Annotated in this window: 12 protein-coding genes; 9 read left to right on the top strand and 3 right to left on the bottom strand. The window is 41.0% G+C overall.

Features of this window, described 5'->3' with window-relative positions; translation table 11 throughout:
- Position 1: 1 nt before the first annotated feature.
- Entirely contained in the window at positions 2 to 1,258 is a 1,257-nt protein-coding gene (locus ACHWSC_RS10420; protein WP_394676712.1) for a tyrosine-type recombinase/integrase, read from the bottom strand.
- Positions 1,259 to 1,731: 473 nt separating this feature from the next.
- Here ACHWSC_RS10420 and ACHWSC_RS10415 point away from each other — a divergent pair, with 473 nt between their 5' ends.
- Entirely contained in the window at positions 1,732 to 2,178 is a 447-nt protein-coding gene (locus tag ACHWSC_RS10415) for a response regulator (protein WP_394676711.1), read from the top strand.
- 494 nt (positions 2,179 to 2,672) lie between these two features.
- Here ACHWSC_RS10415 and ACHWSC_RS10410 read toward each other — a convergent pair whose 3' ends face one another.
- Both ACHWSC_RS10410 and ACHWSC_RS10405 read right to left on the bottom strand, forming a co-directional pair.
- Positions 2,673 to 3,053 carry a hypothetical protein gene (locus ACHWSC_RS10410; protein WP_394676710.1) on the bottom strand — a complete coding sequence of 127 codons (381 nt, stop codon included), beginning with the start codon at positions 3,051 to 3,053 and terminating at the stop codon, positions 2,673 to 2,675.
- Between the two features lie 26 nt (positions 3,054 to 3,079).
- Entirely contained in the window at positions 3,080 to 3,427 is a 348-nt protein-coding gene (locus ACHWSC_RS10405) for a hypothetical protein (protein WP_394676709.1), read from the bottom strand.
- A 67-nt stretch (positions 3,428 to 3,494) separates the two neighbouring features.
- Between ACHWSC_RS10405 and ACHWSC_RS10400 the strand changes: the two genes are divergently transcribed.
- From ACHWSC_RS10400 to ACHWSC_RS10365, 8 genes are all read left to right on the top strand, one after another.
- Positions 3,495 to 4,262, top strand: a complete 768-nt coding sequence (locus ACHWSC_RS10400; RefSeq protein WP_394676708.1) for an HAEPLYID family protein — start codon at positions 3,495 to 3,497, stop codon at positions 4,260 to 4,262.
- A 228-nt stretch (positions 4,263 to 4,490) separates the two neighbouring features.
- Positions 4,491 to 7,418, top strand: coding sequence for a histidine kinase (locus tag ACHWSC_RS10395; protein WP_394676707.1), 2,928 nt, complete (start codon positions 4,491 to 4,493; stop codon positions 7,416 to 7,418).
- A gap of 1 nt (position 7,419) precedes the next feature.
- Positions 7,420 to 8,190, top strand: coding sequence for a hypothetical protein (locus ACHWSC_RS10390; protein ID WP_394676706.1), 771 nt, complete (start codon positions 7,420 to 7,422; stop codon positions 8,188 to 8,190).
- A gap of 22 nt (positions 8,191 to 8,212) precedes the next feature.
- The gene (locus tag ACHWSC_RS10385; RefSeq protein WP_394676705.1) at positions 8,213 to 8,863 is read left to right on the top strand and encodes a response regulator; all 651 of its coding nucleotides are present in this window, start codon (positions 8,213 to 8,215) and stop codon (positions 8,861 to 8,863) included.
- A gap of 261 nt (positions 8,864 to 9,124) precedes the next feature.
- Positions 9,125 to 9,919 carry a PleD family two-component system response regulator gene (locus ACHWSC_RS10380; RefSeq protein ID WP_394676704.1) on the top strand — a complete coding sequence of 265 codons (795 nt, stop codon included), beginning with the start codon at positions 9,125 to 9,127 and terminating at the stop codon, positions 9,917 to 9,919.
- A gap of 25 nt (positions 9,920 to 9,944) precedes the next feature.
- Complete coding sequence (locus tag ACHWSC_RS10375) at positions 9,945 to 10,961, top strand: hypothetical protein (protein ID WP_394676703.1); 1,017 nt, start codon at positions 9,945 to 9,947, stop codon at positions 10,959 to 10,961.
- 3 nt (positions 10,962 to 10,964) lie between these two features.
- Positions 10,965 to 12,044, top strand: a complete 1,080-nt coding sequence (locus tag ACHWSC_RS10370; RefSeq protein WP_394676702.1) for a HEAT repeat domain-containing protein — start codon at positions 10,965 to 10,967, stop codon at positions 12,042 to 12,044.
- A 10-nt stretch (positions 12,045 to 12,054) separates the two neighbouring features.
- Complete coding sequence (locus tag ACHWSC_RS10365; RefSeq protein WP_394676701.1) at positions 12,055 to 13,563, top strand: glycosyltransferase family 2 protein; 1,509 nt, start codon at positions 12,055 to 12,057, stop codon at positions 13,561 to 13,563.
- Position 13,564 lies beyond the last annotated feature (1 nt).

Genomic DNA, 13,564 nt, shown 5'->3' with positions numbered 1-13,564 from the left:
ACTAGCTGCTCAGTGGTTCCTGTTGTGGTCTGCTCCGATTTTGATACATGTTTTCCAGGTAAGTACCTAATGATCGGGTACGTTCGGTATCCACATTGCTGATATACCGCTGAAACATCTGTTCTGTACTATGTCCGGTCGCATCCATCAACAATGCTGTAGGAATTTTACCGTAAAAATTTGTGGCAAAACTTCTTCGGCCGATATGGCTTGTAATCGCCTCACATTTTGGAATAAGCTGATCCGAGGAACGGAATCCTTTCCGTTTCCTGACTTTTACCAGCGTGGTAATACCTGCAAGACGTGTCACTTCCTTGATTTGCTCATTATATTTTTGAGCAGTCATTTTATGTGGGAAGCGATGCCCGTTATTCGACATAATAATTAATGCCGTAGGATGAAGCGGAAGTAAAATGCTTTTCTGTGTTTTCTGTTGTGTAAAAGATAGACAGGGCTTACCATCAAGAATCTCCATCATATCCAGATTAAAATTCATAAAATCAGACACACGCTGGCCCGTATAACAACTGATCACCAGCCAGTCCTTGGCGGCCTTCAGATGTATCGGCACTTCTATATTTTTTATTGTGCTAATTTCATCTTCATTGAGGCTTATAGCGCGGTTTATTTTTTTGACCTTGGGCAGTTCTAACTCATAAACGAATGTTCGCACCCCTCTTTTCTCTAAAAAATTAAGTACTGTGCGCACAAAATGTATAGTGCGATGTATAGTGCTTATACTGTAGTTTTCGGCTTCACCATAGGCAATAAATTGCTGTACAAAAATACCATTCACCTGATGCAACATCAGATGTTTTTGCTGATATCCCTCAAACCGTTTTAATAAGCGGAAGAAGACGAGGTAGCGTTTGTGTGTGGTTGACGTAATGAGGTGAATTCGGCTTTTGATAAAATTGTCGACGCTTTGTAGTAGCCCTCCTTCTAGAAGTGAAGGAGTTAACTCTGAACAGCATTTTTTGACTAAGCGGCTGACTGCCCGTATCGAAAATTCCTTTTTATTCGACTTTAATTCAGAAAGATAACTCGCTATTGCAATCTTCAGTGCATCGAGCTTTGTATTTAGCTTTTTAAAAATTTTCAGATAAATATTACAGGGGCGCTGTTTCTCCACATCCCATTGAGCCGGAATAATTTTTAAAGGAGTTTTAATAAGAAATTGCTGCTGTTGATCGTCAACAAATGAAATATAGATAAAGGATATTGATGTAGGATTCAATAATATAAAATTAAAAATCATGAGGTAAACTTTTTGCTATTGTCTGAGCATAAAGATACTAGATAATACAGATTAGTCTAATTCAGACTACAATCCTACCTATTCAAATATAATTATTTTTTTTAATTACTTATTAGATATGCCTTTAAAATAATCATTCGGTTAGCAAATGTTGTTAATTGTACAAAATACATGCTTAAAATCAAAAACTTTTCTATTCAACTTATTTGTAGTCAGATTGTAATGTTTTTTTTCTAGTCTGAATTAGACTAATAATTTACAATTAAAATCGCTAATACAAGCTTGTTGAAAAAATATAATAGATCGAAATATGAAGAGTAAACAGAGATCTGTCGCGCCGAAAATTGAAATGCTTTTAATTGTATTGGAGAATTGCTTTGACAATTTCATCAACACGCGTGCGTGCAATGAAGCCAGGTATAGCCAACCTGAAAAATCCAAGGTGTCAAATTTATAAATTAACAATTATCTTAATGGACAAGAAATTGAAACTTGCATTTGCAGATGATAACGTATTGCACCTGAAAGTAATTGAGCATTTGGCCAGGGAGATGGGAAACTATGAGATGCTATATTCCTGTCACAATGGAAAAGAACTTGTGCATTTGCTTGAGACAAATATGGAGCAACCGGATGTGTGCATTCTGGATTTGCATATGCCCGAAATGGACGGTATGAAAACTGCTCGCACACTAAGGCGTCGCTATCCCATGATTCGATTATTTGGTTATTCGGCCAGCGAAAGTGCAGATGAAAAAAAGAGGTTTCTTGATAGTGGTGTCAAGCTCGTTTTCTCAAAACAGTCTCCACGGAAAATGCTGATCTCTATCTACCATTATACTAGGCTCTGTGAAAATCTGGATATCATTGATTTTGAAAAGAATTTATTTAAGAAATGGAATTTTGTAAACCAGCTATAGTAAAAGACAGAAAGCAACTCGGAGCGCTAAAACTAGTTGATTAGGGTAACCAGCTAATTAAAAGGCTAAACCATACATCGATTTTTTCATCATTCAAATCTGCTTTCCTGTAAGTATAAAAATTGGGCCACAAGATGATATCGAGATTGCACAACCTATCGCTGCCGTTCAGTTATTTAACGGATTTTCGGTCTTATTGCATAAGTAATACCGCGAACATACCAGTTTGCAGTATTATGCTGACCGTCTACACGTCTCTCCGTGGAAGTTGATCGATCTGTGATCTGCCGTCGCTGGAAAATCGGCTAAATGTGTTATATCTATTGTTGTGACCTAGTAGGCTTTGCGCTATATCCGGCATACTGATCTTTCGATATCCCAGATTTCCTATGAAATGAGCTTCTTGGATGAATCTAATTTTTCGCATTTTTTTTAAATGGCAGACAGGTAACAATCCGCTTTCCTATCGGCAGATTTAACTTTGAGTACTACGTTTATACTTTTGCAGATCCTTTTTTGAAGTATAAATAAGGACGCCTATTGGCCGGCATACGACGAGCAGTCCTTTGCAAGGCTTTTTTGTCGAGGATTCCACTGCCTAAATATTTTAACAGAAAAGCATATAATATTTCCGACGTGAAAGCCACCTGGTAATGTTTCCTAAAGTCGGCCACCATCGCTTCGAGTGTCTTTGAACTATTGAAATAGTTGGATCGGTAGATAATATAGGCGATGAGCTCGAGTTGTTGGCGATGGTACTTGTTTTGATTGTTACTTTCTTCAAATGGAGATATCGGACTCTTTAATTCTTGATCCGCGAAGTAATTCTTCTTAAAGTATTTTAAATCAGTCAGGTGTTCTTCGTCGATCTTCAAAGATAAGTCCGAGTCAAAGAAATCTGCTAGTCGAATGGCAAATAGTCGACAGATTTTTGCAAGCTATCCATAGATAATGAACTGGTTTTACGGTAAGCGCTCCGAATAGTGGATGTGGATAAACCCTCAAAACTGGCGAGGATCTCTAATGTTAATCCTGTTAAATTGATGATTTCCAGTGTTCTTCTTGAAATTAATCCTGCTAATTGCTGATCTGATATTTTTCCCATACTTAATCTCTTCTTCTCTACAATTTTATTATGCGAGCCTATTGCAATACTGTTTAATCCATACGTTCCACTAGGTACATGAGGATCTACCGTTGCTTGTTTTAAGAACTGATTATATACCGTGTAAGAAATAGGAATTATCATGTGCAAATTCCCATTTCTTTCCAAAGTTCAGCGAGAGGTTTGTGTTATGAAATACAACCATCAAACAATGATACCTTGTCGATTTCTTTTCCTGTTCTGTAGTCTCTTCTTTTCCTGTGTTATCCTCGCGCAGGAGAAAGGAGGCTTACCCGACAAGGTGCATCATGCTGAACCCCTCTATAATGATCTCGTACGCGACCTCGGTGCACGAAAAGGGGAAAAAGAATTTAATCTGGGAGCCGATATTACAAGGACAAGTCTAAAGGATGACTTTGGATATCTCATGGAGTATGAATTTGCTCCAATTGATCGCTTAGGACTCGAGGTGGAAACGGATTTTGCCTACGCTAAAAGTCGTATGGCCAATGTACCTTCAACAAATCAATTGGAAATATTGCGATTGTCGTCGCAATATTCATTCTATGTCTCAAAAAAGAAAGCGACAACCTTGGCTTTCGGGTATACACAGATCTTTAACTTTGTAAACGGTGGTACCGCCTTTAATCCTTTTTTTATAGCCGCCAAAAACTGGTACCGTCATTGGCATACTTTAATTTACACCGGGCCAGAGATTGCTTATCAATACGGCACATCCAAAACGGCTATGAATTGGCAGATCAATACGTCATTTCACTATTCTGTTCCGAATACCGAGCATTTTATCGGTATTGAGATTAACCAGGAAATTTCAGCTGAAGGCATTCATACGATTTTGCATCCCCAAATCAAACTCGGCCTCAGCAAAAAAATGGCCATCGGTATGGCAATTGGCCTACCGATGGGGAGAGGGGAAAATAGGCTAAGTTCCTTTTTACGCATTATTTATCAGATTTAGTAGAATGATTTTTTCTGATAGAAAAATGTTGTCTATTTAGACTGGTATTTAACTTGAAGCAGTTATTTTTCCAGGTTTTAAAATCTCTTCGGAGGAAAATTTTATATCGATTATTAATATATAATTACTTTCAAATAGCTATATTTGATCTGTCCATATTATTGAACTTAGTCGATTGTGTTTGAAAAAGCGCTAAAATTTCTATTGCTACTAAGCACTTGTTTTGCTATGTCTGTTTTTAACAGGGTAGTGGCTTCAGGCTATTATGAAATTGAAATTCTCTCGGGGATAGATCCCTTTCACCGTAATATAGAATCTGCGGCCCGCGATAAACAAGGGTTTATCTGGTTTGTCGCAGGAAGCCTTCTTTACCGGTATGATGGTGTTGCAATAAAAGCATTTCATGAGCTTTATACAGAACCTTTGGGTTTCACGGAAGTGAATAAACTTACGGCTGATGATTCAGGACGGTTATGGCTAGAGACAAGAAATGGGCTCTTCATCTTTGATACCCAGCTATGGCGATTTATTGAAAAAGATACGTTTTCAAAAGGGCTTTCCGGCGAGGATGTCATTGCACTATTTAATCAAGGAAAAAATCTTTTTGTGGCAACCCGATCGGGTATTCTCTGGCAGATCAGCGGTTTTCGGAAGAAAAAGCTGATGGAGTTTCATCCCGCTTTAGCCGAAATGCGGCGGCCGGTAGGCAAAAGTCTTATTGCGGATGAAAGCAGGCTTTGGTTTGCTTACAATAGCTTACTCTTTTTTGTAGATTTAAAATCGGGGAAAACGCAGCAGGTTCAGATGTCAAAAAGGGTTTATCAGGAGCTAGATGATCTATTTTTATTGGAAAATGGTCTGCTACTGCGAAATTACGGCTTAGGTTATATGACCTTTGACGGAAGGCAATTTCACCAATTAAATCTGAAGGGGCTTAACAAAGGTGATATGCGCGATTGGGCGCATTGGTCCTTTGCGGAAACGGAAAAGATCATATTCCTTTTCAGTGATGGCCGCTATTTTGAATTTAGAAATAATCTCGAAATGACGCTCTTACGTGAGGACAAACACGATATCCGTAGAAGTCTGTTCAAATCAAGGCTCAACCAGCTTGATTTTAATGGGCACGAAGGTCTCTGTGCAACAGAGAATGGCTTGTATAGCCTCGCCAGAAGAACCTTTGAGCTGAATTACTGGAATACAGGTACGGCCAGGGCGATCGTAAAACAGCAGGATAAGTACTATGTGGGCGGCTATGCTCCCTTAAAATATTTTACGTTAAATCACCTTGCCATAAGGGAATCGGCCCCGCTCAATAATTATTATGCTTTTCTGCCAACCAATAAGGATACCGCGCTTGTGGGGCTGGAGGGCAGTTTTCTAGGTTTACTTGTCAATGGAAAATTTAGAACTTTAACTTATAAAAAGGTTAAGGGAACCCGAGAAGATTTGTCCACCATGGTGTACAGCCTCTGTCACTATCGGGAAAACAGCTATCTGATAGGGACATCATGTGGGCTATGGATCTACAATCGCGATACGAGATCAGTAAGTCCATTAAGGGATAATATGGGAAAGCTTGTTGGGATGGGCGAGCGAGTCAATTCCATTCAAGTACGACAACAGGTCATCTCATTCACCACCGAAAATGGTTATTTTGAATACTTGGCGGGCCAGCTACGGAAAATTTATCCGCAACAAAGCGAGAAACTCCAGGTGTACAGTCATTCATTTCGGCATAATAAGGTTTTTCTGGCAACAAAAGGAAAGGGACTGATAGCCATCGACGCCAGTACAGGACATGTTGACACCTATAACACGAATTGTGGGTTAGCGCATAATGTGGTTTTTAATATGGCCTGGGTAGGTGATTTGTTGTTTTTGGGGACATTCCGGGGTCTGTCGGTCTGGGACGGTAAAAATTTTTATAATGCTTATGCGATGCATGGGCTGCCATTTGAAGAATTTAATCAGGCTTCAATACTCGATGATAAGCCTCAAGGGCAATTGTTTATTGGTGGTGTACTCGGCTGTATTGCCATCCAGCCGCAGCAGTTTTTGTATAATCTGAAGCAGGAAACAGTGCCGCCGCCGGTATTGTCAACAATTTCTATGGGTACCAGCTCCGGGAATATCGTAACTTCCTTTACACCAAAGGATGGTCAGGACACGCTGATTTTCGATAAAAAAATTGAATTTGCAAATCTTAGGATAGCAAAAATAGATGCTTATAAACAAAATTACAAAATCTACTTTCGCCTTCAGCCTCTCATAAAATCATTTCAGGAAGTGCCGGCATCGGGAGAAATTAACCTTTCCGATCTGAAAACAGGCGAGTACGAACTTGAATTGAAGACGATAAGCGACAATGGTCTAAGTGTGAAAACCAAGCGGTGGCTGTTTTATAAAAAGCCGAAATTTTATGAGACACAGCTTTTTTATGTGCTGGTTACCCTAGGGCTGGGCGTTGTTCTTTATGTCATAGCTATTATGCGATCTTCGCAGCTCAAGCGGGACAAAAAGCTCCGGCTGGAACTCGCGCGCGATCTGCACGACGAGGTTGGAGGCCTGCTCACGGGAATTGCGATGCAGACTGATCTTATGGCTATAGGTCAGCAGCCCGCAGGGCGGCATCAGTCGCTGGAAAAAATTGCAGCCTATAGTCGGGAGGCGGTACAAACGATGGATGATGTCATCTGGGCAATAGACTCGCGCAATAATAGCCAGGGAAGCTTAGAAGACCGGATGAGGTTTTTGGTTTCGCAGATTCTGCCGATGCAGGATGTCGATGTCAAATTTGATATAAATCTGCAAAGTGCCGGCCAGCTGCCTCAATATGTACGTCAGAATGTATATCTCATCTTTAAAGAAGCATTGCATAATATCTGCAAGCACAGTCCTAATGCGAAAGTTGATATATTTTTAAAAATAGATCATCATCAGCTGATTTTAAGGTTGTGTAATACCATACAATTGAAGGAAGGAACCATCTCGCATACGAAGTATCCGAGACATGGTCAGGGTACGGCCAACATGAAACGTCGGGCAGAGGCGATAGGGGCTAAATTCGAAGCCGAAAGGTCCACAACACATTATCGTATTCAATTAGCTGCGAAACTCAACGTGAATAAACTTTTTCTTGACTTTTTTAATTGATATGATGCAGCATAACCCCCAATTTTGGATAAGTTTGAGCTTCGCTATATTGGGAGGCGCTTTTTGCATATCAGGTCTTTTGTTCCGCTTTTATCGTTTTTTTAAATACAAAGATATAGGACAGCTACTGATCAGTGTGGGGGTGATGGCCTTAATTTGGCATGTCATGATCTATTGCATGATCTATACGGGTGAAATTCAATATTATCCGCGTATTTATAACAAAGGAATACCCTTTTATTATCTGGTGGGCCCCTGCTTTTATTTTTATGTTTGGCTCAAATTTAATCCCAATGCGACACTGCCTAAATATTGCCTCCTACATTTATTGCCCTTTTGCTTTGGATTGATTGATGTCATTCCGTATGCAATAGCCCCGCTAGAAGAACAGAAAAAACTGCTTAGGATGCTGGTAGAAGACATCCCCCTAGGATTTAAGCACCATTATGGTTTTGTGGATCAACAATTACATTATATGCTGCGATTCGGACTCGCTATTGCTTATATTATTGGACAATGGCGGTTATATTATAATGCAGATGTAGATGCGAAAGCCACAAAAAGAGAAGTGCTGATTTTTAGCAGCATTTACAGCATTTATCTTCTCCTGCAATGTAGTATCGTGTTAGCCATTATCCTCAACAGCAGTCAGGAGGCCTATATCCTTAAAAGTCTGGATAAGCTGGTCTGGGTAAGTTTTTGCTTTCTTTTGTTTAGCCTGTGGTTTATGCTGGATGGAAATACAAAATCAAAATTATACTACTTAAAATAAAACACACTTATCTTTATTTTTTATGCCAAACACAAAATTTAGACTTGCAATCATAGAAGACCGTATGCCTGTTCTCGAATCATTAAAATCTTACTTCGAGGATAACACTCAGTTTGATCTGGTGGTTGCGGCACGTGAACTTGATGAGCTGCTAGAAGCGAACTGGAGTCCTGAATATTTAGATTTGCTGCTCTGCGATATTGGACTACCAAATAAAAATGGCATTGAAATAACTTGGTATATAAAGCGCAAATTTCCGCATATACAGGTCGTTATGTTTACGGTGTTTGATGATAAAGAACATATATTTCAGGCACTTTGCGCGGGTGCCGCCGGCTACCTGCTTAAAAGTACGCCGTTACCGGAGATGGAGCAGTTGCTCGTGGAAGTCATGAAGGGAGGTTCGGTGATGAGTCCGCAGGTGGCTCGTCTGGTCATATCTCACTTTAACCCAGCACTCGAGCATAAAGTCGATTACCGGCATCGCGAAAAGCTTACCCCCCGCGAGATCGAAATTGTTTCCCTTTTGCAACAGGGGTATACCTATAAAAAAGTTGCTGAAACTGCATTTATTAGTGTAGATACCGTGAAATTCCACATTAGGAATATCTATGGAAAATTGCAGGTTAACAGCCGTTCGGAGCTTATGCTGAAATATAATAAACCGATTTGACAGAACTTCTTTTCGCGAAAAACAATGCCTAAAGAAAACATGCTGCTCGTTTCAATCGATGGATTAACTATGCGGTGTGTACACTATCTGTTTTTGAGATCTTCTTAAGAGCATCTTAAGAAAATTCTATCTTACCGACAAATACCTATTTTAAGTTAAATTTTTTTGTGAAAACCACCCTTATGGGTAGGTAATCACTTTGCTTGTATTTTTAAATTTGTGATGCCATTTTAAAGCAACTTAATCTATTTAATTAAAAGTATGCAAAGTTATGATCTCCCACCTAAGCAATTTAGGGTGTTTTCGGTATTGCATGCAGACAGCGATCTGCTCATGCGAAAAATAATTTCGAATGTTTTCTCCAATGAAGCATTTCAGCTGGATTCCGCCGCCAATGGAAAAGAAGCCTTTGCCCTTTTGGAAGCGAAGGACTATCAGTATGATATCGTCATTACCGAAATGCATATGCAATATGCAAATGGGTATGAAATTATCAATAAGGTGATGAAGGAATCGCCGCGCACCAGGACACTTATCACATCCAACATGAGTTATCTCCATATCCGTGAGGGACTGGAAATTGTGCGTGAAGATTGTTTTAAAAAACCGCTGGTCGTGGGAAAACTATTGGAAAGAGTGAAGCTCATCATGGAAGGTGATACGGACGTTGCTGGACAATTACTTCCAGAACTTGGGTCTAAGGTCGTAAATATCTCCGAGAGCCAGAACAACGAAGCTGAGCCGCATCAAATGCAGTTAGATTCTTTCCTGCAAAATGCTAAAATAGCTCATTCAGAACAACCGCAGGGAATAGTTCCTGTACAGGATCTAATAGCTGTGGAGGAGCTGGTGGATGTGCATGAGGTAGAAGAGGTGCAGGAAAAGATACATATGCAGGCGGTGGTACGTGCGCAAGAAGATGCGATGAATGAGCTTTTTGTGGCGGAATATGTCTCCAAGGAAGAAATTTTGGCAACAGATATCGTACCTGAACACCCAGTTTTAGTAGCGGCTACACAGAAATTGCCCGTCATGTCGGGTAAACGATGGTGGTAAATAATTAGTACACACGAAAAATTTTATGTATACAATACAGTCATTCTCAAGCCTAATGCAGGCAACAAACTCCCCCTTGGTAAACACCGCTAATTCATTGTTGACGGGCTTGAAAATACAAATGGGGCAGCAGTGGTATATCTGTGGTAAATTGGCACTAAATGAAGGAAATAGCCCTAGAAGACCCCTGAATGCATCGCCGGAATCATTGGAATGTCAATTGCTGTTCAAGGCTGCAATTTTGACGAGCGGTGTCGGCGCCGACACTCCATTGATGATAACTATTGGCTTGCCCAATAGTACCTACCGCTTGTATCGGGAAACTGCCGAACAGACGCTTCGTGGAAAACATATCATCCAGTCGGATCCCGCTGTTTATGGTGAGGACGGATCTGGTATATTACCAATTGAGGTAGCGCATATTGATGTGTTGCCGGAGGTCGTGAGTTGTATGGTGGCGTTGCGCAGGGGAGAAAGTTGTGAAAGGGGGGCTTTCTTCGTTTTTAGTTTTGGGTTCGGTACATTGGAAACTGGGCTGAGTACCGATGAAGGCGTAGTCGAAAATGCGATGGGGAGCGCTCCAGGTATGCATTATGCTGTCAATATCCTCCGCGAACAGCTGCAGCAGACGTATGATCTATCATTTCAAAGCATCCAACAGCTTGATGAGGCTTTTCGAAACGGCTACATCTATATCAACCGTAAAAAAATTGACCTTCAGGGATTGCGCAAGAAAGCGATACAGACCTATTATGCCGAAATTGTCTCGCCAGCATTGGGTGACGTGGTCAATGATAGAAATCTAGCTAAATCAAATCGAATATTTCTGTGTGGTGGTGGTGCGCATTATGGCGATCTCATCGACTGTATTCTCGAAGAGTTTGGAGATATTGCCGGTGTTAAAATTGTCGACCAGCCTGAATCTCTTGCCGTAAAAGGGTATTTACTAAATTCCATGCGTTACATTCAGGATCAGTCCAAATTGCCGGTGGGGATCGATATAGGGAATATACAGACGCGTGTAGCCCTTGCTGAAAACTAAGGTATGACTGTAGATCAAACTTTTATTGCGGTGATTCAGGGGATTGTTGCAACCTCCTTTATTGGAACTTTTGTCGCTTATGCTGTGATCATCGTGCTGCGTTTGCGAACGGCGAAAGCCCAGCGTCGGCAAAATAAGCTCGACCAGCTGATAGAAGATCGTATACTGCCGCAGTTTATCCAGGAAATGGGTACAGAAAGTGCGTATGTGTCTATTGATCAGTCTGTGCTGGATGAGCTGGCCCTAATGGATAAAAGAAACCGCCAGACCCTAATTGATACCTTGATCCGTCTCCGATGGCATGTGGCCGGAACAAATGCGCTGATTCTTCATCGAATCTATGTGCTGCTTGGGCTAAATCTGGATTCGTTGCAAAAGATGAAATCGCGCAAATGGTATCGCAATGTTCAGGGATTGCACGAGCTGACGCTGATGGACTATGCAATCTCGGATATTGATATTCTCCGATTCAATCTCAGCGAAGAGTCCGAACTGCGCTCTGCAGCGCGAAGTGCTTTTATGCGTTTCAGCAAGAACGAGCCATTCCGCTTTTTTGATGAGGTACGCGATCCATTGAGCATTTGGGAATTGATCGGTTTTTTTCGGATTCTCGAACAATCCCGCGATACGGTAAAATCAAACTTTGCAAACTGGATTCGTTATTCGCGCAACAAAACAGTTGTAATTTGCTGCATGAAACTTGCAGCACACGAACAGAGCCTGGAGGCCATAGACAGTATCGAAGGATTGCTCAATGTGAACGACCATAGTTTGCGTTCGCACGCTATTAATGCGCTGGGGCATTTAAGGGCTGTACATACACAGGAAACACTGATTAAAATGTATCCAAACCAGCCGGTAGACTGCCAGTGCGAAATCCTATTTTCGCTCGGCATGTTTCGGACTCCGAGAGCCATGGAATTTCTGACCGAGCAATTTCAGTCGGCCTTTGATTTTGAAATCGAAAATCATGTTGCGGCAATACTCGCCCGCTTGGTACGCAGCAAACAATTGGCGTGGAATTCTTTACATCTGCCTTCACGAAAACAACGCATTCTAAACTATTATCTGCACGAACAATAATGCATACAATATGATCCAAGATATAATTGACGTTTTCCAACTTTTTATATTTTCTTACAGTAGCCTGACCATGGTGATCTACGTCATCATGGCGGTGCTATCGTATAAGGGAATTATGTTATATAGACGGAAAAATAGAGAGCACTATACCCAAAATGTAATTTCGAGCCCACTTTCACCGGGCATCTCGGTCATTGCTCCGGCATACAACGAGGGCCTGACCATTATTGATAATGTGTATGCATTAATGCATCTGAATTATCCATTGTACGAAGTTATTATTGTCAATGACGGCAGTACGGATGATACATTGGAAAAATTGGTGGAGCATTTCGAACTTAAGGAAGTAGATCTCCCCTACAATGAAAAGATCAAAACGAAGGCTGTAAAACGCTTTTTTCGATCTACTAATCGCGCTTATGAAAAGCTGTTGGTCATCGATAAGGAGAACGGAAAAGGCAAAGCTGATGCTTCGAATGCCGGTATAAATGCCTCAAAATTCGATTATTTTCTCTGCACAGATGTGGATTGTATCCTCCACGAGGATACGCTTTCCCGACTTATGCGTCCCATTTTAGATGAAAAGAGCCGGAGCCGCTTAAAAGACATTCAGGTGATACCCGATACCGGATACATCCACGTGGAGAACAATCAACGGCGGGTCATAGCGGTGGGGGCGCCCCTGCGGATGATCAATTCGTCTGAAGTGGATAACGGCGTAATAACACGCTTTAAACCGCCACATAAAGTACTCCCACGTTTTCAGGAACTGGAGTATATTCGCGCATATTTGCTTTCTAAAATGGCTTGGAGCTCAATTAATTGTGTTCCTAATGTGTCTGGAGGACTTGGTCTTTTTGACAAGCATATTGCCGTTAAGGTTGGGGGCTATGATCCGCGCTCATTTGCCGAGGATATTGATATGGTGACGCGCATGAGTGTTTACATGATCCAGAATAATCACAAATATGCGATTCGGTATATTCCTGTTTCATTGTGCTGGACGGAAGGACCACAAACCTTGCCGGTATTCAGTAGACAGCGTGTACGCTGGGCTAGGGGATTGATCCAGATCATGCTGCTCCACCGTCATGTTTTATTTAATTTTAAGTTTAAAAGGCTCGGGCTTATAGTGTTTCCTTATAACTTTTTATTTGAGTTTTTGGCGCCTATTTTCGAGGTATTGGGGCTGTTGTTTTACATTTATCTTATTGTAATAGGCGCCATCAATTGGGAAAATACATTTACATTACTCGCTTTTCTTTATATGTTTTCCGTCTTGGTAAGCTCCATAGCCGTACTGTGGGATCAATTGATTGAAAGGCATTACCGCAAAACGAGTGAGGTGATAGGCCTTTGCCTCACGGCCTTTGCTGAGCCGTTTATTTATCATCCGCTCATTGTTTTTTTTAGTATTAAAGGCTACATACAGTCCATGTTCAGGCAAAAACTGGTGTGGGGAAATATGCAGCGTAAAGGTTTTGCAAGCCAAAAATCTTCCGACAAAAATCAAGCTTAAG

The sequence above is a fragment of the uncultured Sphingobacterium sp. genome, assembly GCF_964277905.1.
GTDB lineage: Bacteria > Bacteroidota > Bacteroidia > Sphingobacteriales > Sphingobacteriaceae > Sphingobacterium > Sphingobacterium siyangense.
Note: the sequence above shows the minus strand (reverse complement) of the source record. Positions and strands in the feature narration are given on the sequence as shown.

What these genes read in the sequence shown, in the direction of transcription:
- ACHWSC_RS10405 (WP_394676709.1), bottom strand. Translation starts at nt 3,427, where the DNA reads ATGATAATTCCTATTTCTTACACGGTATATAATCAGTTCTTAAAACAA.
- ACHWSC_RS10385 (WP_394676705.1), top strand. Translation starts at nt 8,213, where the DNA reads ATGCCAAACACAAAATTTAGACTTGCAATCATAGAAGACCGTATGCCT.
- ACHWSC_RS10395 (WP_394676707.1), top strand. Translation starts at nt 4,491, where the DNA reads ATGTCTGTTTTTAACAGGGTAGTGGCTTCAGGCTATTATGAAATTGAA.
- ACHWSC_RS10380 (WP_394676704.1), top strand. Translation starts at nt 9,125, where the DNA reads ATGCAAAGTTATGATCTCCCACCTAAGCAATTTAGGGTGTTTTCGGTA.
- ACHWSC_RS10420 (WP_394676712.1), bottom strand. Translation starts at nt 1,258, where the DNA reads ATGATTTTTAATTTTATATTATTGAATCCTACATCAATATCCTTTATC.
- ACHWSC_RS10370 (WP_394676702.1), top strand. Translation starts at nt 10,965, where the DNA reads ATGACTGTAGATCAAACTTTTATTGCGGTGATTCAGGGGATTGTTGCA.
- ACHWSC_RS10400 (WP_394676708.1), top strand. Translation starts at nt 3,495, where the DNA reads ATGATACCTTGTCGATTTCTTTTCCTGTTCTGTAGTCTCTTCTTTTCC.
- ACHWSC_RS10415 (WP_394676711.1), top strand. Translation starts at nt 1,732, where the DNA reads ATGGACAAGAAATTGAAACTTGCATTTGCAGATGATAACGTATTGCAC.
- ACHWSC_RS10375 (WP_394676703.1), top strand. Translation starts at nt 9,945, where the DNA reads ATGTATACAATACAGTCATTCTCAAGCCTAATGCAGGCAACAAACTCC.
- ACHWSC_RS10390 (WP_394676706.1), top strand. Translation starts at nt 7,420, where the DNA reads ATGATGCAGCATAACCCCCAATTTTGGATAAGTTTGAGCTTCGCTATA.
- ACHWSC_RS10365 (WP_394676701.1), top strand. Translation starts at nt 12,055, where the DNA reads ATGATCCAAGATATAATTGACGTTTTCCAACTTTTTATATTTTCTTAC.